The sequence below is a fragment of the Roseovarius sp. genome (assembly GCF_027019125.1).
Lineage (GTDB): Bacteria > Pseudomonadota > Alphaproteobacteria > Rhodobacterales > Rhodobacteraceae > Roseovarius.
The window spans coordinates 473,766-495,235 of sequence record NZ_JALUXE010000034.1; the positions used below are offsets into that span (position 1 = coordinate 473,766).

General features: G+C 61.4%; 22 protein-coding genes and 1 riboswitch. Of the genes, 6 read left to right on the forward strand and 16 right to left on the reverse strand.

Features of this window, described 5'->3' with window-relative positions:
- Positions 1 to 3: 3 nt before the first annotated feature.
- Genes MVC20_RS18635 through MVC20_RS18650 form a run of 4 tightly spaced genes read right to left on the reverse strand, consistent with a single transcriptional unit; the run spans position 4 to position 3,959 of the window.
- Positions 4 to 1,074 (reverse strand): ABC transporter ATP-binding protein, encoded by a 1,071-nt coding sequence (locus MVC20_RS18635; protein ID WP_297544128.1) that lies wholly within the window; start codon positions 1,072 to 1,074, stop codon positions 4 to 6.
- Positions 1,075 to 1,129: 55 nt separating this feature from the next.
- Positions 1,130 to 2,272 (reverse strand): extracellular solute-binding protein, encoded by a 1,143-nt coding sequence (locus MVC20_RS18640; protein WP_297544130.1) that lies wholly within the window; start codon positions 2,270 to 2,272, stop codon positions 1,130 to 1,132.
- A 35-nt stretch (positions 2,273 to 2,307) separates the two neighbouring features.
- The gene (locus MVC20_RS18645) at positions 2,308 to 3,093 is read right to left on the reverse strand and encodes an ABC transporter permease (protein WP_297544132.1); all 786 of its coding nucleotides are present in this window, start codon (positions 3,091 to 3,093) and stop codon (positions 2,308 to 2,310) included.
- Positions 3,093 to 3,959, reverse strand: coding sequence for an ABC transporter permease (locus tag MVC20_RS18650; protein WP_297544134.1), 867 nt, complete (start codon positions 3,957 to 3,959; stop codon positions 3,093 to 3,095). Before MVC20_RS18650 ends, MVC20_RS18645 begins: the two co-directional genes overlap by 1 nt.
- Positions 3,960 to 4,068: 109 nt before the next feature.
- On the opposite strand from MVC20_RS18650, the gene MVC20_RS18655 reads away from it, so the two are divergent.
- The 5 genes from MVC20_RS18655 (at position 4,069) to MVC20_RS18675 (ending at position 10,852) form a co-directional block, all read left to right on the forward strand.
- Positions 4,069 to 5,028, forward strand: coding sequence for a LysR family transcriptional regulator (locus MVC20_RS18655; protein ID WP_297544135.1), 960 nt, complete (start codon positions 4,069 to 4,071; stop codon positions 5,026 to 5,028).
- Positions 5,029 to 5,157: 129 nt separating this feature from the next.
- Positions 5,158 to 6,819 carry a Na/Pi cotransporter family protein gene (locus MVC20_RS18660; protein ID WP_297544136.1) on the forward strand — a complete coding sequence of 554 codons (1,662 nt, stop codon included), beginning with the start codon at positions 5,158 to 5,160 and terminating at the stop codon, positions 6,817 to 6,819.
- Positions 6,820 to 6,964: 145 nt separating this feature from the next.
- The gene (locus MVC20_RS18665) at positions 6,965 to 8,518 is read left to right on the forward strand and encodes an NAD(P)-binding protein (RefSeq protein WP_297544137.1); all 1,554 of its coding nucleotides are present in this window, start codon (positions 6,965 to 6,967) and stop codon (positions 8,516 to 8,518) included.
- Positions 8,519 to 8,559: 41 nt separating this feature from the next.
- Positions 8,560 to 10,338: an adenylate/guanylate cyclase domain-containing protein gene (locus tag MVC20_RS18670; protein ID WP_297544138.1), complete on the forward strand. Its 1,779-nt coding sequence runs from the start codon at positions 8,560 to 8,562 to the stop codon at positions 10,336 to 10,338.
- 127 nt (positions 10,339 to 10,465) lie between these two features.
- The gene (locus MVC20_RS18675; RefSeq protein ID WP_297544139.1) at positions 10,466 to 10,852 is read left to right on the forward strand and encodes a DUF3307 domain-containing protein; all 387 of its coding nucleotides are present in this window, start codon (positions 10,466 to 10,468) and stop codon (positions 10,850 to 10,852) included.
- A 27-nt stretch (positions 10,853 to 10,879) separates the two neighbouring features.
- Here MVC20_RS18675 and tenA read toward each other — a convergent pair whose 3' ends face one another.
- From tenA to thiD, 8 genes are read right to left on the reverse strand one after another with little or no spacing between them, the layout of a single operon-like run.
- On the reverse strand, positions 10,880 to 11,563 hold the full coding sequence (tenA, locus tag MVC20_RS18680) for a thiaminase II (protein WP_297544140.1): 684 nt from the start codon (positions 11,561 to 11,563) through the stop codon (positions 10,880 to 10,882).
- On the reverse strand, positions 11,560 to 12,492 hold the full coding sequence (locus MVC20_RS18685) for an ABC transporter substrate-binding protein (RefSeq protein ID WP_297544141.1): 933 nt from the start codon (positions 12,490 to 12,492) through the stop codon (positions 11,560 to 11,562). The genes tenA and MVC20_RS18685 overlap by 4 nt, the downstream gene beginning before the upstream one ends.
- Positions 12,489 to 13,472, reverse strand: a complete 984-nt coding sequence (locus tag MVC20_RS18690; protein WP_297544142.1) for a HesA/MoeB/ThiF family protein — start codon at positions 13,470 to 13,472, stop codon at positions 12,489 to 12,491. Before MVC20_RS18690 ends, MVC20_RS18685 begins: the two co-directional genes overlap by 4 nt.
- Positions 13,469 to 14,065: a thiamine phosphate synthase gene (locus MVC20_RS18695; protein WP_297544143.1), complete on the reverse strand. Its 597-nt coding sequence runs from the start codon at positions 14,063 to 14,065 to the stop codon at positions 13,469 to 13,471. The genes MVC20_RS18690 and MVC20_RS18695 overlap by 4 nt, the downstream gene beginning before the upstream one ends.
- Complete coding sequence (locus MVC20_RS18700; RefSeq protein ID WP_297544144.1) at positions 14,065 to 14,835, reverse strand: thiazole synthase; 771 nt, start codon at positions 14,833 to 14,835, stop codon at positions 14,065 to 14,067. The genes MVC20_RS18695 and MVC20_RS18700 overlap by 1 nt, the downstream gene beginning before the upstream one ends.
- A 1-nt stretch (position 14,836) precedes the next feature.
- Positions 14,837 to 15,034 carry a sulfur carrier protein ThiS gene (thiS, locus tag MVC20_RS18705; protein WP_297544145.1) on the reverse strand — a complete coding sequence of 66 codons (198 nt, stop codon included), beginning with the start codon at positions 15,032 to 15,034 and terminating at the stop codon, positions 14,837 to 14,839.
- On the reverse strand, positions 15,018 to 16,007 hold the full coding sequence (locus MVC20_RS18710) for an FAD-dependent oxidoreductase (RefSeq protein WP_297544146.1): 990 nt from the start codon (positions 16,005 to 16,007) through the stop codon (positions 15,018 to 15,020). Before MVC20_RS18710 ends, thiS begins: the two co-directional genes overlap by 17 nt.
- On the reverse strand, positions 16,004 to 16,798 hold the full coding sequence (thiD, locus tag MVC20_RS18715) for a bifunctional hydroxymethylpyrimidine kinase/phosphomethylpyrimidine kinase (protein WP_297544147.1): 795 nt from the start codon (positions 16,796 to 16,798) through the stop codon (positions 16,004 to 16,006). Before thiD ends, MVC20_RS18710 begins: the two co-directional genes overlap by 4 nt.
- A gap of 45 nt (positions 16,799 to 16,843) precedes the next feature.
- A riboswitch (TPP riboswitch) is annotated at positions 16,844 to 16,946 on the reverse strand.
- Positions 16,947 to 17,058: 112 nt separating this feature from the next.
- On the opposite strand from thiD, the gene MVC20_RS18720 reads away from it, so the two are divergent.
- Positions 17,059 to 18,441 carry an MmgE/PrpD family protein gene (locus MVC20_RS18720; RefSeq protein ID WP_363320827.1) on the forward strand — a complete coding sequence of 461 codons (1,383 nt, stop codon included), beginning with the start codon at positions 17,059 to 17,061 and terminating at the stop codon, positions 18,439 to 18,441.
- Between the two features lie 82 nt (positions 18,442 to 18,523).
- Here the strand turns inward: MVC20_RS18720 and MVC20_RS18725 are convergent, their stop codons facing one another.
- From MVC20_RS18725 to MVC20_RS18740, 4 genes are all read right to left on the reverse strand, one after another.
- Entirely contained in the window at positions 18,524 to 19,636 is a 1,113-nt protein-coding gene (locus tag MVC20_RS18725) for a site-specific DNA-methyltransferase (RefSeq protein ID WP_297544148.1), read from the reverse strand.
- Between the two features lie 96 nt (positions 19,637 to 19,732).
- On the reverse strand, positions 19,733 to 20,356 hold the full coding sequence (locus MVC20_RS18730; RefSeq protein ID WP_297544248.1) for a ribonuclease HII: 624 nt from the start codon (positions 20,354 to 20,356) through the stop codon (positions 19,733 to 19,735).
- A 77-nt stretch (positions 20,357 to 20,433) separates the two neighbouring features.
- Positions 20,434 to 20,934, reverse strand: a complete 501-nt coding sequence (locus tag MVC20_RS18735; RefSeq protein WP_297544149.1) for a hypothetical protein — start codon at positions 20,932 to 20,934, stop codon at positions 20,434 to 20,436.
- 27 nt (positions 20,935 to 20,961) lie between these two features.
- The gene (locus MVC20_RS18740; RefSeq protein WP_297544150.1) at positions 20,962 to 21,363 is read right to left on the reverse strand and encodes a hypothetical protein; all 402 of its coding nucleotides are present in this window, start codon (positions 21,361 to 21,363) and stop codon (positions 20,962 to 20,964) included.
- Positions 21,364 to 21,470 lie beyond the last annotated feature (107 nt).

The window sequence follows — 21,470 nt, forward strand, 5'->3', positions numbered from 1 at the left end:
GTCTTATCCCGGAAGCGCCGCGCAATCTTGCGGGCGCAAATGCAGATGGACCGCTGCGCCCACCGCGAACGGGTGGTCGTCGATCATGTTGATGGCTTGTAACTGCGCCTCTCCCGCGCGCACGAAATACCGCACTGCTTGCCCCTGATAGTCCACCGTTTCCACGTTGGCGGGAACAGAAATCACGCCCTCGGGCGCGGCCTCGCGCGCGAGTTTCAGCTTTTCGGCGCGCACGACAAGTTTTGCGGGGCCGGTGCCCGTCAGGTTGGGCGCCTTGGCGGCGGGCACGGTCACGCGGCCAAAGACGGCATCCTCAACCACAACCGTTGCGCCATGTTCGATGCACCGCGCGTCAAAGATGTTGGATGCGCCCAGAAAGTTCGCCACGAACTCGGTTGCCGGGGTGTTGTAGACCTCTTCGGGCTTGCCCACCTGTTCCACGCGCCCCTCGGACATGACAACGATCAGATCGGACATCGCCAGCGCCTCGGATTGGTCGTGGGTGACAAAGACCGTGGTGACACCGATGCGTTCCTGAATGCGCTTGAGCTCGACGCGCATATCCTCGCGCAGATTGGCATCAAGCGCCGAAAGAGGTTCATCGAGCAAGAGCACGTCCGGCTCGATCACGATGGCGCGGGCCAAGGCAATGCGCTGTTGCTGGCCGCCCGACAGTGCCTTGGGATAGCGGTCCCCGACATGGGGCAATTGCACGAGGTCAAGCGCGTCGCGCACCCTGGCCGCAATCTCGGACTTGGGCACGTTGCGGTACTTGAGGCCAAAGGCCACGTTTTCGGCCACGGTCTTGTGCGGGAAAAGCGCATAGTTCTGAAACACGAGGCCGAGATTGCGCTTGTGGATGGGCACGTCGTTGACGCGCTTGCCGCCAATGAGAATTTCGCCTTCGGTGGGATCGAGCAGGCCCGCGATCATGCGCAGATTGGTCGTCTTCCCACAGCCGGACGGGCCCAGAAGCGTGACAAACGCCCCTTCGGGAATCTCGAGCGTGGTGCGATGCACGGCAGTAAAGGTGCCGAAGCGCTTGACGATATTGCTGAGGGTGACGGCGCTCATCGGCGTGGTCCTCTTGGGGATGGGCCGCGCCCCCAAAAGGGAACGCGGCAAGGATTCAATATCCGCGCTGCACGCGGCTGAAGGTTTCGGACCATTCGGCCTCGTTGCCATTCCAATAGGCCGGATTGGCAAAGGTCAGCGACGCGAGCGTGCCGGTCGGGTCATAGGCGGGCAGCGTCGGGATCTTGGACCCTAGGTCGACCTTGGTCCCATCCAGCGCGGGCGGATAGTTCTGACCTTCGGCCACCGCGATGGAGGTCTCGGGCGCCAGCATGAAGTTCAAGAGTTCTTCGCAGGCCTCGACCGGGCTGCCCTTGAGCACATGCAGACATTCCTGCCAGGCAAAGCTGCCGGGCGCGTCGTAATAGCCGATGTCGTGGCCCTGTTGTTGCAGCGCGGCGATACGGCCTGACCAGCCTTCGGTAACGTAGATCTCTTCCTCTGCCAGAAGGCTCATCAGTTCCGCGCCCGACGACCAGTATTTCAAGGCAAGGTCGCGATGGCTGCGGATCGCATCCCAGACCGCTTCCATATCCTGAATGTTGTTGGGGTCCTGCCCGGTCTGGAGCGCGCCGTACCAGACCCGGGTGCGCCAATCCGACCAGCCGCCGATCTTGCCTTTGTAGGCGGCGTCAATGAGGATCGAGGCGCCTTTTTCCTTCATCTCCTCATCCGAGATATACTTGCGGTTATAGGCCAGACCCGTCGTGCCGTAGTCATAGGGAACTGCGGACAGGTAATCCGGCGTCACCTTGCGGAACGCGTTGGTCAGCGCATCCATCACCAGCGACATGTTCGGGATATTGTCGAGGTTCAACTCGACCGTCAGGCCGAAGTTCACATAGCGGGCATAGTCGAACACGCCGGACAGGTGCGCGATGTTATACTCACCTTCCTGGCTGGAGCGGACCTGCGCCAGATACTCATCGCCCCCCGCAAAAGTGCCATCGACCACAGTAATCCCGGTCTCTGCCGTGTAGGGATCGAACGCATATTTGCGGAACGCCTCGGAGACCACCCCGCCCCAGCCATCAAACCGGACCTGCTGCACATCCTGCGCATGGGCAAATTTGGCAAAGGGCGTCTGCACGCCGTAGGCGAGGCCCGCAGCGCCGATCAGGCCCAGAAAATTGCGCCGATCCAGATCACCGTTGCGGTAGCGATCCAGCAGTCTTTCGTAACGTGTGGTATTATCCATTTCTCAGGTCTCCTTGTTGAATGTCGGGGCGGTTCTCAGGTGCCGCCTTTCATGGCGAGTTTTCGGGCCACTGCCGCGCCAAGCAGCGGCAGGCCCACGGTCATCACGATCATCACGGTTCCAAGCGCGTTGATCTCCGGGCTGATCGAATTGCGCAGCATCGAGAAGATCTGCGTCGGCACGGTTTCGACCCCGCCGGGTTTCCAGAAGAGCGTGCCGGTGATGTCATCGAAGCTGATCGTAAAGGCGAAGAGCGCGCCCGCAGCCACCGCAGGCAGCATGAGCGGCAAGGTTACGGCAAAGAAGGTTTGCACCGGCGAGGCACCCAGGCTGAGCGCCGCCTCTTCGACATCGCGCTTGATGCTGACCAGCCGCGCCTGCACCACGAGGATGACAAAGGGCAGGGTGAAGATCACATGCCCCGCGAGCAGCAAGGCAAAGCTCTTGCCGATGCCCAGCCAGTTGAGAAAGAGCAAGAGCGCGACCGCCAGCACCACCTCTGGCACGAGAATAGGCGCGATCAGCAGCGTGGTAATCGCATTGCGGCCCGGGATATTGTAGCGCACCAAGGCAAGGCTGGCCAAAATGCCCAATGTGGTGGAAATGAGTGCCGTCATCAGCCCCAGCACCAGCGAGGTGCGAAAGGCGCGCATCACCGCGTCGTTGTTCCATAATTCCTGAAACCAGTGCAGCGAAACGCCGGTCATCGGAAAGCTGCCGAACTGGTTGGCGTTGAACGACAACAGCACCACCACCGCCACCGGCAGGAACATGAAGCCATAAACCACAACGGTCCAGGCGCGGATGATCTGCCACCCCATCAGCCCAGCCCCTTGGCCAGTTGCGCCATGCCGAGATAACGGTTGTAAACCGCCACCAGGAGGCCCAGCACGATCAACAGCAGCAGTGACAGTGCCGAACCAAGCGGCCAGTTCAACTGTGTGATGATCGCCTCGAACACGAGATTGGCGAACATCGCATCGCGGGGTCCGCCGAGGATGACGGGCGTGATATAGGTGCCCGCGCCCAGCACGAAGCACAGCAATCCGCCCGCCGCGAGGCCGGGGAGCGATAGGGGTAGGGTGACCTGGGTGAATGCCTGCCACCGGGTTGCCCCGAGCGAATTGGCGGCATCCTCGAGGTTGGTGTCGATACCCTCAAGGCTGACGTAGACGTTGAGCACCATGAAGGGCAGCAGGAAATGCACAAGGCCGAGGATCACGGTTGCCTCATTATAGAGCATCTGGATAGGCGCGCTGATGATGCCGAGGGACAGGAGCAGGGAATTGAGCGCGCCAGAGGTGCCCAGAATGTTGATCCAGCTCATCGTGCGGATGATGTAACTGATCCAGAAAGGCAGCATCAGCAGAAGCAGCAGCACCATCTTGTTGCCGCGTGAACGGGCAATGAAATAGGCCGCCGGATAGCCCATCAGGGCACAGATCACCGTGGTGATTGCCGCGATTTTCATCGTGTTGAGCAGGATGTCGCGGTAAAAGCGATCGGTGAGGGTCTTGTGCCAGTTGTCGAGGTAGAACCCGACCGTATCCGCGCCCATCGCCGAGCGCAGCCAGAACGAATAGACCACGATGAACATCAGCGGCACGAGCAAGAGCAGCGTCACCGCGACCAAGGCGGGCGACAACAGAATCCACGGCTGCCTCGCTTCGCGGGCCTCGACCGACATGCTACTCCCTTTCTTGTGCGACCCGTCATGGGTGGGGTTGCGCCGAGGGTGCAAAGCGAGCCATCATTAATCAAATAGATAATAGGAATTGTGACAATAGATGCAGTCTATGGATCAGCGGAACAGCCCCGAACGCATCATGCGCGAAATGGATTGGAATCTCTTGCGCACTTTCGTCGTGCTGGCGCAGTCCACCTCGGTCACCGATGCCGCACATCGGTTACGGTTGACACAGCCTTCGGTATCTACGGCGTTGAAAAGGTTGGAGGATCGGGTGGGCAAGCGGCTTATCCACCGCACGCCGGGGCATTTCGCGCTGACCGAGGCAGGCGAGGTGCTGTATCGCGAGGCGCTGGATATCCAAGGCTCTATCCTGCGCCTCTCGACCCTCATGCGCGACATGACGGATGAGGTGACGGGCCATGTGCGGCTTTCCTTGGCTTCTCATGTGATCTGCCCACTTTTTGATCAGGTGCTGGCAGAGTTCCATGCGGAAAACCCCCGCGCGACGCTGGCAATCGAGGTGCATTCCTCGGCGCAGGCGATTGAAACGGTATCGGCGCGCTCTGCCTCGTTTGCCATCTGCCTTGTGCATCAGCGCAACCCCAAGCTGGAGTATATGCGCCTGTATCGAGAGTTCTTTGGCCTATTTTGTGGGCCAAACCATGCCCTGTTTGGCCGGCGCGACCTGACGCGCGCCGATCTCGCCGGGCGTTCAGCGGTCAGTTTTGAAACCGACCGATTGCAGGACGCGCTAAAGCCTGTGACGCTGATGCGCGCGCAGGCGGAACTCGGGGATCAGATCATCGCAACCTCGAGCCATCTCGAGGAAGTGCGCCGCATGATCATCGCGGGGCTGGGCGTGGGCCCGCTGCCGCTGCATGTGGCAGCGCGCGAGGTGCGCGATGGTCTCTTGTGGCAATTGCCGCCCTATGACCAGACAGCGGCGGTCGATGTGCACGTGGTCTGGAACCCGCGTGCGGTGCTCAATCGCGCGGAACAAAGCCTGCTTGACCTGTTGCTCGCCCGGATCGACGCTACGCCCATCGAGGAGCGGACGTATCGGTGAGCGTGCGTCATAAAACCTTCACAAAACTGTCACACTTGGTGAAATCTGCGTCTGCGCCTCTTGTGTAGCGGTATTGCGCAGGTCACTCTCGGCGCTCTTGAACTACGGCCACGCGGACGAGTCACCGAATTGGACGACCCAAACCTCACACTCTTCTTTCTCCAGATCGCCGGGGCTGCGGCGCTGCTGATCTGGTCGGTTCGCCTTGTGCGCACGGGGGTCGAACGAGCCTTTAGCGCAGAGTTGCGCCTCTGGTTGCGCCGATCGGGTCAGAGCCGCACGCTGGCCGCCATCACGGGCATGATCGCGGCCATGGCCCTCCAGAGTTCGACCGCCGTTGCCATTCTGACCGCCGGTTTCGTGGCATCGGGCGGCATCGCCATTGCTGCCGGGCTTGCAATCCTGCTGGGCGCTGACCTTGGATCGGCGCTTGTCGCCAAACTGCTTCTGGCGCGGCAGGCGTGGTTCATTCCGGTTCTCTTGCTGGGCGGTGTTGTTCTGTTTCTACGTGGTCATCAGAGGCGCGCCCGGCAGAGCGGGCGTATTCTGATCGGGCTGGCGCTGATCTTTGTTTCGCTCGACATGCTGCGCGCGGCGACCGAACCCCTTATCGACAATCCGGCAGCAGCGGCGGCGATGCAATACCTGGCCCGCGATGTATTGACCGCCTTTGTGATCGGCGCGGTTTTCTCCTGGCTCGTTCATTCTTCGGTCGCTGCTGTTCTGCTCTTTGCCACCTTGGTGATGGAAGGGCTCATGCCTGTGCCAGCGGCCATCGCGCTGATCCTCGGGGCGAACCTTGGCGGTGCCTTCATCGCGTTTGGCCTGACCCTCGCCGCCGAGTTGGACGCGCGGCGTCTGGTTCTGTCAAACCTCTGTCTGCGTGGGGGTGGGGCGGCCCTCACCCTGGCCTTGCTGTCGGTGTTCCAGCCGCCCTTGGCATGGCTTGGGTCAACGCCTGCGGCGCAGATCATCCATCTCCACATCCTCTTCAATCTGGCGCTGGTCGTGCTTGTCCTGCCCTTTACGGGGGTTGCGACACGGCTTGCCGGCAAGGTTCTGTCTGCGCCCAGCCAGGGTAGCAGGCTCGATCATATCACAGCCCTTGATCCCGGCGCGCTCGGCAATCCGACCCGCGCGCTGTCTTGCGCCACACGTGAAGTGATCCGGATCGGCGAAATGGTCGAGGCCATGCTGCGCCCGGTTCCCACGCTCTTTACGACCTGGGAGGAGGGCACGGCATCCGCCATCCGCGATGCTCAGGAGAATCTGCGCAGACGCCATTTCGACACAAAGCTCTATCTGGCACAGCTCACGCGCAACGGGCTGTCGGAGGAGTTGAGTCAAAACTCGCTGGACCTATCGACGACCGCTGCCAATTTCGAGGCGGCGGGGGATGCGATTGCCAGCACGCTTCTCGGCCTTGCGCAGCGTTTGACGGCGGAAGGCGTGCATTTCTCCCGCCCGGGCTGGCTAGAGATTTGCGATTTCCACGACCGGGTTCTGGCCAATGCGCAACTGGCGCTGCGGGTGATGATGACCCAACACCCTGATGATGCCCGCGCGCTAGTGGCGGAAAAGGACAGCATCCGCGCCCTTGAGCAAGAGTTGCAGCGCGCGCATTTGGGCCGCTTGCGCGAGGGGCTGACCGAGAGCATCGAAACTAGCAATATCCATCAGGAGACGCTGCGCGCCCTCAAGCAGGTGAACACCGGATTTACCATGGCCGCCTATCCGATCCTCACGGAAACCGGCGACCTGTTGTCGAGCCGCATCTCGTCGCGGGCCTGAGCGATCCAGCGGCGCACGCGAAATCTGAGGCGGCATGCCTGCCATACAACCTTTTAGAGATTCAAAGATTGCCCGAAACGGTGTATCAAGGATGCGACCGGCCCCGGTCCCATTCCACAGCATCAGATATTTCCGGAGAGCGCATTTGAACATCAAAGCATCCACCCCGCCCGTCACGCTGACCGTTTCGATTGACGGTGCGGCCCCCGTCACCAAGACCTGTGACCTCTTGGTGGTCGCCTGCGAACCACGCAATCTGAGCGGCATTTGTGATTACACGTCCGCAGAGAGCGCGGTCTTTGATCAACTGACCAATTTCACCTTTCATACCACTCTGGTGCGGGTGAAAGTGCCCAATCCCGCGCCGAAATACGGGATCATTCTTGCCCCGACCGAGATCACCGCGATGGCAGGCCATGTCAGCGGTTATCGCAACGAAACGGCCAAGCAATTCTCGCTCGAAACGGCCAATTCCATGACCGAGAACCTTGTGACCGTCTATCAGTTGCAGGGCCCGGCCAGCCCGCCGATGACCGAGGCGGAATTTCTTGCCAACCTGGAACAGACGCTGCCCACGCTCGATTGGTGGCCCTATCCCGATTACGAAATCGTCACGGACAGCACGGGCGCGCCGGTCGATCTGCGGACACCCTATTTCGACCATTTCGACAACTCCGGGCTGCGCGGGGGCGGTCCGTGGAACTATCTGGGCCTGCAAGGCAAGAACAACACGGTCTTTGTTCATGGTTCGACCTGTTTTGAATCCGTGCTGCAATGCTGGCAGTATGGCGGCATGTTGCTGGACCAGCAGGAAAAGCTGGGCTGGTCCTTGCCTGCGGACAAGACGGCGCCGATCATCGTGCTGGGGGCCGGCCCGTCGGGGATGATGTTCGCGCACCGCTTGCAAGGGTTGGGTTATACCAATGTCGAGATCCTCGAATCCACCGACCGTTTCGGCGGCAAGACGCATACCGTCACCTATGATCTCCCCTCGCCCAACGGGCAGCCCACGCCTTGCGAGTTGGGCACCTGTTACCTCTCGCCCGCTTACGACCAGATGGCCGCACATTTTGCAGCCTGCGGGTTCATGGAGGGCAATATCCGCGAGGGCATGTACCTGACCGCCAACCATCAGGACCCGGCAGGCCACACGATCCGCGGCATGGTTACAACCGGGCAGTTTCCCGGCGTGACCGCACCGGCCACATTGATGGATTATGACGACTACACGCTTCTCAAGGGGTATTACGAGGCCAACCAGCCCTTTGCCGATCCTGCAAACTGGATGGCGGGGTTCGACGCGGACAAGGTCAAGGCCGAGATTTTCGTGCGCCTGGCGGAGTATGACGTGCTGCTGGCGCTCTATCGCGGCCTCACCCTGCCCATGCCGCTGAGCGCGCCGACGGAACTGCTCCAGTATGACAGCTTCTACGACTTTCTCGCCAAGAATGATCTGCTGATCCTGACCGGAATGCTGGAATATGCCTACTCGGTGCAGGGATACGGCCCGTTGAAGCAAATACCCGCCTATTACGGCATGATCTGGATTTCTCTGCCGCTGACGCTTGGCCTGATCTTTAGCGACAAACCGGCTGTGACCGTGTTGTCAAAAGGTTGGCTTGATATCTGGACACAAATGGCTCCGACGCTACGTATCACCACAAATGCTCAGGTGACAAATATAACGCGCATATCCTAAAGATAGGGGGCGGGCTGGGCACCGCGACGAAGGGGACAAAGGTGAAGACGCTGGAGCGCAAGGCGACAACCATCGCCGCCGCGGATGTGGTGGGGTTTTCCCGCCTTGTGGCGATGGACGAGGACGGCGTGTTCACCCGTCTGCGCACCCTGCGACAGACGATCATCGACCCGGCCATCGCGGATCATGGCGGACGCGTTGTCAAATCCATGGGCGACGGGCTTTTGGTGGAGTTCCCCGGCCCTGCCGCCGCCGTCCATGCCTCCTTGACTGCACAGCGCGCGATTGCGGAGCATGAGCGCAACAATCCGGAGGATCTGCGCATCCGCCTGCGGGTGGGCATCAATCACGGCAGCGTGCTGATCGACGGAAGCGATGTGTTGGGTGACGTGGTCAATATCGCTGCGCGGCTGGAAACCCTGTCCGCCCCCGGCGGCATTTGCGTCTCGCGCACGGTGCGCGACATGCTGGCGCGGGAACCGGGCCTGATCATCAGCGGTCAAGGCATGCAATATGTGCGCAACATTCCGACGCCGGTCGAGGTCTGGCATGTCACGACCGGGGTAGAGGCCGAAAACCGCAGCACCGTCACCCAGAGCGCCGATCGTCCGTCAGTGATCGTCTTGCCGTTCGATAACCTGTCCTCTTCGGTCGAGGACGGGTTTCTGGCGGATGGCATCGCCGAGGATCTGATCAACGAGCTCTCGCGCTTTCGCTCGCTGTTCGTGATCGCACGTGGGTCGTCCTTTGCCTACAAGGACCGCGCGCAGGACATGCGGCAGATCGCGCAGGACATGCGTGTGCGCTATGTGGTCAAGGGGGCCGTGCGCCGCGCGGGGGCGCGGCTGCGTGTGACTGCGCAACTGATCGAGGCCGAGACAGGCCGTCAGATCTGGTCTGATCGCTATGATCGCGATATGGCCGATCTTTTTGCCCTGCAAGATGACATTACCCGGTGCATCGTCACCGGCCTCACCCCTGAAATCGGCGCGCATGAACGCGCCATGTCGCGCGCCAAACCAACCGAGAGCCTGTCGGCCTGGGAAATGTGCCAGCGTGGGCTGACCGAAATCGACATGCGCACCTCTGGTGGCGTCCGTAATGCGACCGCCCTGTTTCATGCCGCCGCAGAGGCCGATCCGACCTATGCTTTGCCGCATGCCTTGATTGGCCGTGTTCATGCCGTGCGGATTTATTCGGGTCGGAGCCGCAATCCCCGTGAAGATGTGGTCAAGGGCATGTTCCACGCCAATCGCGCCATTGAACTGGATGACAGGCTAGAGCTTGGGCATATCACCCTGGCGCAGCTCCTGACCCTGCAAGGGCAAGAGAAGGACGCGCGCGAGGCGCTTGCCCGCGCGCGCGCCCTCAATCACAATGACGCGCTGATCTATAATGCGCAGACCTTCATCAACCTCTTTCAAAAGAACCCCGACACCGAAGAGATGGAAGAGGCCGGATTAGAGGCCGTTCGCCTCAGTCCCCAAGATCCGATGCTGTGGTCGTTCCATTGGATGCTCGCCGTTGCGATCTGGATGCGCGACATGACCTTGGGAGAGAACATGCGCCCATATCTCGAACCGGCGGCCCGCCATCCGGGGGCAGAGGCCTTTGTGCATTCTGCGTATGCGGTGCTGTCCCTGCGCGCAGGCGACCGGACCACGGCAGAGCGCGCCTTGGCACAAGCGTTGACCGTGCGCCCCGATTTTTCCCTTGATGTGATCAAATATGGGTTCCATTTCCCGAAATGGCCCGCGCTCGTGGCCGGGATCAAGGATGACCTGGAAACCCTCGTCTCGATGGGATTGCCGCGCCGGTGATGCAATGGCGTGGCGGATGTGTTAAGCTCTCGGCATTGCCGCTCGACCCAATTTGGATCAAATCGCGTTTCCGGCGGAGTGCCTCATTTGAGAGCCGCGCAGTTATGCCTATTGCCCGAGGTGTTTCATGACGAGCATTTTCGATACGTGCCTCTTTCTGACCCTGTTTCAGATGAAGCATTACCTGGGTGATTTTCAGCTTCAGACCGGATGGATCGCGCGGAATAAAGGGCGCTATGGCCATCCATCGGGTATTGTGCACGCCGGGGTTCATGGTGCGTTGAGCCTACCCATCCTGCTCTGGTTCGCTGTGCCGTGGGAACTGGCGCTTGGTCTCGCTCTTGCCGAGATCGTCGTGCATTATCATATCGACTGGGCCAAGGCGCGCCGCGTGGCGCAGGAGGGTGTGACCGAGACCGATCCGCGTTTCTGGCACTACCTTGGTCTCGATCAGGCTGCACATCAGCTGACCTATATTGCGCTGTTGGCAGTGGTTGCGAGCCGCGCGGCCTGAATATCTCAGGTCACGCGGCGAAGGGCATCAGTGACCAAACGACAGGCCCATGTCCCAGAAACTGACTTCAAGCCGCGTGGCGGTGCTGAAGCGCTGACAGAGGCGACCCCAGCCGGGTGTTGCCTCGGCCCCTGCACCCAGTCGCCGCGCCACGGCACCGTCAAAGAGCAGGCCAGCATCGCGGCAGACCTGTTGATAGGCGTCGCCAGCGTAGGTGTTGATCCAGCCGGCGTAGGGGTGATCCTCTTCCACCGGCCCCAGCCGCGCCCCAATCTCGCCATAGCCCATGACGCATGGGGCAAGTGCCGCCAGCAGATCGAGGAAGTTGCCGGAATGCCCCGCGTCGAGGACGTAGCGCGTATAGGCCAGATTGGCGGGGTGTTCCTCGGCATTGTAGAGGTCGTTCTCGCTCAGCCCCGCTTCGGCGCAGGTTTTGACATGCAGGCTGAGCTCGTGGTTGACCAGCGCATCGACGGTGGCGGCACAGGCGCGCATCTCCTCCAGCGCGTCGGCCTTGGTCACGGCCAGCGCCCAGGCACGGGCAAAATGGATGAGAAACACGTAATCCTGCACCAGATACCCAAGGAACGCCTTGCGCGGCAGTGTGCCATCGCGCAACCCCTCGACAAAGGCATGATGCGTGTAATCCTGCCAGACCTGGCCCGCCGCATCGCGCAAGCGGGGAAAGGTTATTCCGTAATCATGTGTCATTCCGCGTTCAGGTCCATGGCAAGGCCGGATACGGGCGTTGCGTTCTCGATCATCCCGGTGTCGAGTAGGAACTGTTCAAAGCGCTTGTAGCGGGCGTGATCCAGGGCCGCGGGGCGGGTGGCGAAGCGCGGAAAGGTGTCAACCCAGGCCTTTTCGTTCAACTCATCCTGCAATTCGGGCGATGTGCCTGCGAAAATTTCCCAGCTCTCCTGTGGGTGATTCATGATGTATTGCGTCGCGCGCTCTGTGGCATGCAGAAACCGGCGGATCATGTCGGCATTCATCGTGTCGGGATTGGCGACATAGATCAGCTCGTCATAGGCGGGCACGCCTTCTTCCTCGATGTAGAAACACCGCCCCGGAACACCTTCGATTTCCATCTGATTGAGTTCGAAATTGCGATAGGCCCCAATCACCGCATCGACTTGACCCGACATGAGCGAGGGCGAGAGAGACCAGTTGACGCTGACCAATTCGATATCGCTCAGGCCATGGCCATGCTGCGCAAGAATGGTCGAGAGCAGCACTTCTTCGACGCCGGCGACCGAAAAGCCCACCTTGCGCCCCTTGAGGTCAGCGGTGGATTTGATCGGGCCGTCCTCAAGCACCAAGAGGCAGTTGAGAGGGGTCGCGACCAGAGTGCCCACGCGGCGCAGCGGCAGCCCGTTCTCGATCTGCATGTGCAACTGCGGCTGGTAGGAAATCGCAAGATCGGCCTGGCCGGCGGCCACCATCTTGGGCGGATCGGACGGATCGGCAGGTGCGATGACCTCGACCTCAAGTCCGGCCTCTTGGAAATAGCCCAGTTCTTCGGCCACGATGATCGGGCCGTGATCCGGGTTGATGAACCAATCCAGAATGAGCGTCATCTTGTCCTGTGCCATGGCCGGGCTGGCGAAAAGAGCAAGGATCAGGGTGAGGTATCTCATGTGTCAGTCTCCTGTTGAAGGTCGCCAAGGGCGATCAAGGCTATCTCTCCGTCCCAATGACCCCGAAGTCGGCTCGCGGCCTGCCACGACCGCAGGCCGGAACGACAGGCCAGCACGACGCGCGCGGCTTGGGGGCGGATGTTGGGGTGGTCAAAATCGCCAACGCTGAGGCGGCTGGCATTTGGCAGGGCGGGACCGCTCTCGGTCTCGGCGCGCAGGTCGACCAGCCAATCGGCGGGCGCGATCTGATCGGGTGCGATAAAACGAAAGCCATCCTCTGGCTCTGGCGCACCGTCAAAACGGAAACCGCCAAAGCGATGACCGACCGCCTCGAAAGTGACGAGCTGACCCAGCGGATCAGGCTCTATTCCAGCCAAAATTGCCAAGGCCATCTGCGCCTGAAGGCTGCCGATCACTCCCACGGACGGCCCCAGAACGCCATCAGCATCACAACTGCCCAGCCGGTCCGGCAGATCGGGGAAGAGGGCGCGCAAAGACGGTGCCCCACCGCAGAACCCGCCCACATAGCCAGAGGTGCCAACGATAGAAGCGCTGATCAGCGGCGTGCCCTGCGAGAGGCACACATCGGACAGTATGTAGCTCGCCGCGAAGCTGTCGGCGCAATCAAGAACCAGATCGGCGGTGGCGACGTGAAGGGGGGCATTCAGCGGATCAAGCGGCTCTGTTACGGGGGAAATCGTGCAATCCGGGTTAAGATCGGCCATGTGCCGCGCCGCGACCTGCGCCTTGGGATGGCCGATATCCGTCACGCGAAACAAGGTCTGGCGGTGCAGGTTGCTCAGGGAAACGCGATCACCATCCATCAGCGTGATCCGCCCGACGCCCGCGCCCACCAGATACTGAAGCACCGGCGCTGCCAGCCCACCGGCACCCACGACCAGAACATGCGCCGCCGCGAGCCGATCCTGTCCCGCGGTCCCGAATTCAGGGAGGGCAGTCTGGCGCATGTAGCGGCTCATCCCGACACATCCAACCATTGCCGCACCCGCGCCTCTGGGTCGGCGTGAAGGGTTATATCGGTCACGGCAGAGACGATATCCGCCCCGGCCGCATAGGCCCCGCCCGCCCGCTCCACAGACATGCCGCCAATGGCGACGAGGGGAATGTCGCCGATCAGGCGCTTCCATTCCGTCAGCTTGTCCAGCCCCTGTTCGTGCCATTTCATCTTTTTGAGAATGGTGGGATAGACCGGGCCAAGTGCCACGTAATCGGGATCATACGAGAGCGCCCGGTCAAGTTCGGCATGGTCATGCGTGCTGAGCCCGAGTTTGATCCCGGCGCGGCGCAGAGCGGCAATGTCGGCCGTGTCCAGATCCTCTTGGCCCAGATGCACCCAATCGCAGCCTGCATCAATCGCCGCCTGCCAGTGATCGTTGACCACGAGAGTCGCGCCATGGGCACGGCACAGGCTCTGTCCCTGCACAATTTCATCCCGCAGGGCTTCGTCCGTGAGGTCTTTGATGCGCAACTGCACGAGCGCAACGCCAAGCGGAAGCAGGCGGCGCAGCCAGTCCGTATGATCGAAAATCGGATAGAAACGCGTCAGAGACATCAGGTGAACGCCCTCCCGAATACAGGGGTAGAGGGGGCGGCCATATCACGCGGCTCCATCGGGTCAGCCTCATAGGCCAGGCGGCCGGCCTCGAGTGCGCGTGCGAAACCTTCGGCCATTGCCGCCGGGTCGCCCGCTTTGGCCACCGCGGTATTGAGCAGAACGGCGTCATAGCCCAGCTCCATTGCGTGTGCAGCTTGTGAGGGCAGGCCCAAACCGGCGTCGATGACCAATGGCAGATCGGGGAAATGCGCCCGCAAACTGCGCAAGCCATAGATATTGTTGAGGCCAAGGCCCGTGCCGATGGGCGCGCCCCAAGGCATCAGCACCCGGCACCCGGCCTCGACCAGCCGTTCGCAGAGCACAAGATCTTCGGTGCAATATGGAAACACCTGAAATCCGTCATCGGTCAGGATGCGTGCCGCCTCGACCAGACCGAAAGGGTCAGGCTGAAGTGTGTCGGCATGGCCGATCACCTCGAGTTTTATCCAGTTGGTGTCAAAGAGCTCGCGCGCCATCTGCGCCGTTGTCACGGCCTCGCGCACCGAATGGCAACCGGCGGTATTGGGCAGGACATGCACCCCGAGATCGGCGATCATGTCCCAGAACGCCTGCCCGGCCCGCTCGCCCCCCGCCTCGCGGCGCACGGACACGGTTGCGATTCCCGCGCCAGAGCGTTTGAAGGCCTCGGCAAGGATTGCGGGCGATGGATATTGCGCCGTGCCCAGCATCAGCCGCGAGCTGACCTCAGTCTCGTAGAAAACAGGCATGTCAGCCCCCTTGCCGTGGCGCGACAATTTCGATCCTGTCGCCCTCATTCAGTCTCTGTTCTGGCCTTATTGCAGCGGGAACGAAGCTTTCGTTCACTGCTGTCGCCACCTTGGCCCCGCCATACCCCAACTCGACCAGCAGCGCGTCGAGCGTTGCGGCGGTGCTGTCGCGTGGGGTGCCGTTAACCGTGATCTTCATGTGACAAAAACTCCGGTGTTTCATTGTTGCCTGTGACCAGATTGGCCACCATCCGCGCCACCACAGGTGACAAGAGAAAGCCGTGGCGGAAGAGACCGTTGGCATGGATCGTGCCGTTTTGTTGAATGATCCGCGGCAGATTGTCGGGAAAGGCCGGGCGTGCGTCGGCACCGATCTCCAACACCTCCGCCTCGCCAAAGGCCGGGTGCAGGGCATAAGCCGCAGACAGCAGTTCCATCACGGACCTGGCTGAGGCACGTCCGCGTTCCGCACTCTCGATCTGTGTTGCGCCCAGCATGAACACCCCATCGCCGCGCGGCACGATATAGAGCGGAAATCGCGGGTGCAGCAGGCGAACAGGCCGAGATAGGGTCACATCCCGACTGTGCAAGACGACCATCTCGCCCTTGACGCCGCGCAGATTGGGCAGGCTATCCTGTGCTGCAAGACCGCGACAGTCGATGATCGATCCCGTGGGGGCGGTATCGCTCTGCTCGAACCGTCCGCCGGCCGCGTGTAGCCGCGTGCGCAGGTGCATGAGCGCAGCGCGCGGGTTGATATGCGCCTCGTCTGGAAAGAAAAGCGCGCGGTCATGGCGATCCGCCAGATGTGGCTCTAATTCCGCCAAATCAGAGCCTGAAACCATCCGATGCCCTCGGGTTCGGCGCGCGAATTGGTCGAGTTCGCGGCGGTCGCGGTCCAAGGTCACGACAAGTGATCCGCGGCGTATCACCTCGACACCCTGCGCTGCCCACCAGTCAGCGGCCTCTTGACCCAGGCGCACCACCGGCTCTTCTGCGGAAAAGCCTTCGCAAAATGGGGCAAGCATGCCGCCCGCCCACCAAGAACAGGCATGCGTGCCGGGTTCCGGTGCCGGATCACGCAAAGTGACGGAAATTCCACGTGCCAAGAGTTCGGTTGCCACGCAGAGGCCAACAATGCCCGCGCCCCGTATGGTGACCGCCTCGGTCATGTCCAGACCTCGTGGAAATGATGGACCGGGCCATGCCCTTGACCGATCTCCAGCGTATCGGCGGCAAGGATCGCGTGATGCAACCAGCCATGGGCGGCGGACACAGCCTTTGGCAAGGTTAGTCCCTTTGCCAGCTGCGCCGCGATGGCCGATGATAGCGTACAGCCGGTGCCATGAGTGTTCCGCGTGCTGATGCGCGGAGCGTCCAGGCGGATCACCTCATCAGCCATCAACCAATCGGTGCAGGTCTCGCCCTGTGCGTGCCCGCCTTTCATCAAGACGGCCTTGGCCCCCATTTGACGCAAAAGCGAGCCCTGCGCCTGCATCTCGGCATCGTCCTGCGCCTCTGCCACGCCCAAAAGTGCCGCCGCCTCAGGCAAATTCGGGGTGAGGAGATCAGCACGCGGCACGAGATGCGCGATGAGCGCGGCACGCGCTGTGTCCGGCAAAAGGCGCGCGCCGGATTTCGCAACCATCACAGGATCGAGGACAATCGGGCCATGATACTCTGTCAGCGCCCCTGCCACGGTTTCGATCAAACTGGCATCGCCCAACATGCCGATCTTGATGCAATCGACCCTGATATCGCCCAAAACAGCCTTGATTTGCGCCGCTACGATCGCATTCGGAATGGCATGCACATCGGTCACGGCGCAGGTGTTTTGCGCGGTGACGGCTGTGATCACGCTCGCGCCATAAACGCCAAGCGCCGAAAAAGTCTTGAGATCCGCCTGAATACCCGCACCTCCGCCGCTGTCGGAGCCTGCGATCGTCAAAGCTGTGGCAACCATTTGCCATTCCTCTCGTCTTGCGGGGAACGGACGGGGGGCGCGCCGGGCGAGCTGAAGTCCGTTCCCTACGCCGGCATCACCCGGATCAGGTTCGATGGGTTGGCGAGGCGCCTCTCAGCCCGGATTGCGGGCACCCCAACGGATGAGAACGATTGCTAACAGCCGGTTTCATGCGCTGCAAGAGGAGAATGCGAGACAGGAAATGTCGCAAACAGCCGACAAACCGGCGCCATAACGCGCCACGCTGAGACATGGCCCCCTTGCAGAAAGTTGCTCCGATGTCCTTTGCCTCCAACCCTCATCAATTCGACCGCGTTGCGAAATTCGTGCTCGACCGCACACTTGAAATACCACAGGAAGTGCTGGAGCGAATGGCCCTTTTGCTGGTCGATACGCTCGGCGTTGCGGCGGGCGCAGCGACGCTGGAGGTGGGGCGCATCGCGCGCGAGTTCGCGGTGGAGTTTCATGCCGCTGGGAGTGACAAACACAGCGCTACCTTGCTCTTTGATGGGCGACGTTGCGCCATGCCAGGCGCAGCTTGGGCGCTGGCCACGCAAATCGACAATCTTGATGGGCATGACGGCTATAATCCAACCAAAGGGCATATTGGCTGCGCGCTGGTGCCGGCCCTATTTGCCTTTGCGGGGCAGCATCCGAAGTTGACCGGACGACAGGCGCTCACCGCGCTTGCCATGGGGTATGAGGTGGCGGCGCGGGCGGGGGTGGCCCTTCATGCAACCACTGCGGATTACCACACTTCGGGTGCGTGGAACGCGCTGGGCGTTGCGGCCATCGGGGCGCATTTGCGCGGGCAACCCTCCGATATTCTGCGCGAGGCGATGGGAATCGCAGAGTACCACGGTCCGCGTAGCCAGATGATGCGCGAGATCGCCAATCCCACCATGCTGCACGACGGGTCTGGCATGGGCGCTCTTGTGGGAATTTCGTCTCTGTTACTGGCAGAGCGCGGCTTTACCGGCGCGCCCGCGATCACGATCGAGGGGCAAGAGGTTGCGCCTATCTGGGAGGATTTGGGACAGGATTGGACGATCCTGCGCAATTACATCAAGCCCTATCCGATTTGCCGCTGGGCGCATGGTGCGCTTGAGGGGGTGCGCGTGCTGATGGTTGAACATGGCGTCCGGGCCGCCGAGATCGAGCGACTTGAAGTGGCGACTTTTGCGCAATCGGCTGCCCTTTTCCCCGGACTGCCCAAAACGACGAGCGAGGCGCAGTATTCGCTGGGCTTCGCATTGGCCACGTTGCTGGTGCATGGAAGAATCGGGCCGGAGCATATCACTGATGCGGGATTGAATGATCCGGAGGTCGCCCGTCTGCACGCCCGCATCACGGTGCGCGAAGAGCCCCGCCATTCTGCCCGCTTTCCCGCCGGGCGATGGTCTGATGTGACGGCGATCCTGCAAGATGGGCGACGACTGACATCGGGTGATGTCAACGCGCGCGGCGGCCCGGAGGCCCCGATGCCCGAGGCGGATGTGCGCGCCAAACTGGGTGCGATGGCAGGGCATGTTCTGTCAGAGGGACGCATTGCGGCGCTCTGGGATATGAAACAGAGACTGTTTCAGCCTGATATGCTGTTCTCGGAATTGGCCGATCTGGTTGCGCCCGCCCCAGACCGATAGCGAAAAAAGCCCCGCCAGAGAGGCGGGGCAGGTCAATGGTGCCCGAGAAAGTCAGGCCTTGGGCACCGGCGGTGTCTGAGAATCAGTTGGGGCGCTCTTCCATTTCCGAGCGGATCTGCTGGCGCAACACGTCGATGGGCACCACTTTGCCCTCGCGGCGAAAACACCAATAGGTCCAGCCATTGCAGGAAGGGGCGCCTTCGAGATGCGCGCCGATCTGGTGGATCGAGCCGTTTACGCCATCGGCCACCAACGTCCCATCGGCACGAACCTTGGCCGCCTTGCCGTTGATCGAGGTCAGAACTTCACCGGGGCGCAGCATGCCACGTTCGATCAGCTGACCAAAGGGAACACGCGGCTCTGCCCGCTTCGAGGTCGAGACCTGGAGCGCGTCGCGGTCGAATTTGCGGATGTTTGCCAGCCGTTTCTCCGCGACCACGCGATAGGCCGCCTCGCGCTCGATCCCGATGTAATCCCGGCCCAGCATCTTGGCGACGGCGCCGGTCGTGCCGGTGCCAAAGAACGGGTCTAGGATCACGTCACCGGGGTTGGTCGAGCCGACCAGAACGCGGTGCAACAGGCTCTCGGGCTTTTGTGTCGGATGGGCCTTTTCGCCCTTGTCATCCTTGAGCCGCTCATGCCCTGTGCACAGCGGCAGCACCCAGTCCGAGCGCATCTGCACCCCGTCGTTGAGCGATTTCAGCGCCTCGTAGTTGAAGGTGTATTTCGCACCCTCGGATTTAGACGCCCAGATCATCGTTTCATGGGCGTTGGTCAGGCGTTTGCCACGGAAATTCGGCATCGGGTTGGATTTGCGCCAGATCACATCATTCAGGATCCAGTATCCTGCGTCCTGCAGCGCCGCCCCCACCCGAAAGATGTTGTGGTAAGAGCCGATCACCCAGATGGCGCCATTCGGCTTGAGCAGTCGGCGTGCCGCCTTGAGCCAGTCCTGGGTGAATTTGTCATAGGCGGCGAAACTCGAGAATTGGTCCCAGGCGTCATCGACCGCATCCACCTGGCTGTTGTCGGGGCGATGCAGATCGCCCTTGAGCTGGAGATTGTAGGGAGGATCGGCAAAGATCAGGTCAACGCTTGCCTCTGGCAAGCTGTTCATCACCTCGATGCAATCCCCGGCGATAATCGTGTTGAGAGGGAGCGCAGGCGCGCTCTTGGCTTTGGTCATTGTCGTCATCTTCTGCCTCTATCCCGGCGCTTTTGCGCTCTGGTCGTTGGAGACCAAGATGAGTCAAACCCGAATCGCCGTCAAATTCTTTTTTGAATCAGTGGCTTAGTTATTTTCTTGATACAAGATGTTGTGGACGGGTTTGAACGAACGCCTATGATGTGGGGTTACACCAAGATTTAGAAGCGCCTGTTTGTGGCTTTTCGACGGGTATCCGGCGTTCCGTTCCCAGCCATAGCCGGGGAACTGTTGCGCCAAATCCCACATGATCCGGTCGCGCCTGATTTTTGCCACAATTGAGGCCGCCGCAATCGAGAGAGAGACCGCATCGCCGCGCACGATCGCACGGGCAGGAAGGGTCAGGCCGCGCGGGATCAGGTTGCCGTCGATCAAGACGAGATCGGGCGGAGGGTCGAGGGCTGCGATCGCCCGCTCCATCGCCAGATGCGCGGCGCGCAGGATATTGATCTCGTCAATCTCTGCGACGCTGGCATGGGCCACGCTGACTTGGGCAGAGGTATGGATCGCCTCACAGAGCGCGGCACGTCGCGCGGCACTCAGTTTCTTTGAGTCGTTCAGGCCTTCGGGGACATTCGCCGGATCAAGGATCACGGCGGCGGCAGTGACCGGCCCGGCCAACGGTCCACGCCCAACTTCATCCACCCCGGCGATGCGGAGATACCCCTCGGACAGGGCGGCGCGCTCATGGGTGAAATCGGGGCCAAGCATGGCCTCTCGTCGCATGATCCGCGGATAAATGCAAAGGGAGGGGCGCGCCCCTCCCTCTGTTTGCCTGTTTGATGGGTTCAGTAATATCCGTATTGGTTCAAACAGTGATCGCGGTAGATCACTTGATGTTGCCCACCCACGCGAACGGCGCAGGCCGACGGCAACGCGCGGTAAGAGCCGTAGCGGTGGCTCAGGCAGCGGCCAGAATATCCCGCGCGGTTGCCCGCATAGACCCGGCATGCCCCCGGCAGGTTGACACGCTGCGCCCGCCCGTAATTTCTGTCATAGCGCCCGCGATCATTGTCATGGCCGCGATGACCATGGCCTCTGTCATAGCGCCGATGATCGTCATCGTAGTCCCGATCATCGTAGTCGCGGTATCTGCGATCATCCCGATACACGCCGTTGTTGTTTTGCTTGTTGTTGCTGGCAATTGCCGCACCGACGATGGCGCCAAGGGCAAGCCCGACGGCGAGGTTGCGATTGTCGCTGCGGTCGCGGGCGAGGGCGGGGGTTGCCGTAGCCGTGGTCAGCGCAAGCGCGCCGATCATCAGGGCAGAGGTAACTTTGCTGAACATGGGTTTATCCTTTCCGGGGCACAGGGCTCAGTTGCGATGGTCGTCGCGGTGATAGGGCACATGGTTGCCAGTACTCCGCTGATAGGCCGGGCGGCCCTGATAAGAGCGGCCATAGTCGTGCTGCGGCTCGTAATAGCGGTGCTGGTTATAATGGTGGCGATAGTGGCCAGGGTTGTAGCCGTGTTTGTGGTGCCGTTTGGGGGCGTAATGCGGCTGCTTATACCCATGACCCCGCGATACATAGTCATGGCGGCGATCACGGTCGCGGTTGCGGTCATCGGAGATCGCGGCACCGACAATCGCCAGTGCGGCAACACCCGCGATAATGGCGGCGGTTTCGCCCCGGTTCTTGGCCTGGACCGGCGCGGCAGCAAGGCTGCTCACGGTCAGGGCCGCGCCGATGATGAGTGCGATGAACTTGCGATGCATGGTCATTCCTTTCAGGAGAGTGACGTCGTTACTCTGCGTCGGCCCACATGACCGGACGCTATGACCCAAAGTTGGGGCCGAGCCGCCCAGACAGGCAATAACGCCTC

What these genes read in the sequence shown, in the direction of transcription:
- MVC20_RS18645 (WP_297544132.1), bottom strand. Translation starts at nt 3,093, where the DNA reads ATGGGGTGGCAGATCATCCGCGCCTGGACCGTTGTGGTTTATGGCTTC.
- MVC20_RS18685 (WP_297544141.1), bottom strand. Translation starts at nt 12,492, where the DNA reads ATGAGATACCTCACCCTGATCCTTGCTCTTTTCGCCAGCCCGGCCATG.
- MVC20_RS18675 (WP_297544139.1), top strand. Translation starts at nt 10,466, where the DNA reads ATGACGAGCATTTTCGATACGTGCCTCTTTCTGACCCTGTTTCAGATG.
- MVC20_RS18700 (WP_297544144.1), bottom strand. Translation starts at nt 14,835, where the DNA reads ATGCCTGTTTTCTACGAGACTGAGGTCAGCTCGCGGCTGATGCTGGGC.
- MVC20_RS18725 (WP_297544148.1), bottom strand. Translation starts at nt 19,636, where the DNA reads ATGACGACAATGACCAAAGCCAAGAGCGCGCCTGCGCTCCCTCTCAAC.
- MVC20_RS18740 (WP_297544150.1), bottom strand. Translation starts at nt 21,363, where the DNA reads ATGCATCGCAAGTTCATCGCACTCATCATCGGCGCGGCCCTGACCGTG.
- MVC20_RS18695 (WP_297544143.1), bottom strand. Translation starts at nt 14,065, where the DNA reads ATGTCTCTGACGCGTTTCTATCCGATTTTCGATCATACGGACTGGCTG.
- MVC20_RS18650 (WP_297544134.1), bottom strand. Translation starts at nt 3,959, where the DNA reads ATGTCGGTCGAGGCCCGCGAAGCGAGGCAGCCGTGGATTCTGTTGTCG.
- MVC20_RS18735 (WP_297544149.1), bottom strand. Translation starts at nt 20,934, where the DNA reads ATGTTCAGCAAAGTTACCTCTGCCCTGATGATCGGCGCGCTTGCGCTG.
- MVC20_RS18655 (WP_297544135.1), top strand. Translation starts at nt 4,069, where the DNA reads ATGGATCAGCGGAACAGCCCCGAACGCATCATGCGCGAAATGGATTGG.
- MVC20_RS18710 (WP_297544146.1), bottom strand. Translation starts at nt 16,007, where the DNA reads ATGACCGAGGCGGTCACCATACGGGGCGCGGGCATTGTTGGCCTCTGC.
- thiD (WP_297544147.1), bottom strand. Translation starts at nt 16,798, where the DNA reads ATGGTTGCCACAGCTTTGACGATCGCAGGCTCCGACAGCGGCGGAGGT.
- thiS (WP_297544145.1), bottom strand. Translation starts at nt 15,034, where the DNA reads ATGAAGATCACGGTTAACGGCACCCCACGCGACAGCACCGCCGCAACG.
- MVC20_RS18640 (WP_297544130.1), bottom strand. Translation starts at nt 2,272, where the DNA reads ATGGATAATACCACACGTTACGAAAGACTGCTGGATCGCTACCGCAAC.
- tenA (WP_297544140.1), bottom strand. Translation starts at nt 11,563, where the DNA reads ATGACACATGATTACGGAATAACCTTTCCCCGCTTGCGCGATGCGGCG.
- MVC20_RS18690 (WP_297544142.1), bottom strand. Translation starts at nt 13,472, where the DNA reads ATGAGCCGCTACATGCGCCAGACTGCCCTCCCTGAATTCGGGACCGCG.
- MVC20_RS18635 (WP_297544128.1), bottom strand. Translation starts at nt 1,074, where the DNA reads ATGAGCGCCGTCACCCTCAGCAATATCGTCAAGCGCTTCGGCACCTTT.
- MVC20_RS18730 (WP_297544248.1), bottom strand. Translation starts at nt 20,356, where the DNA reads ATGCTTGGCCCCGATTTCACCCATGAGCGCGCCGCCCTGTCCGAGGGG.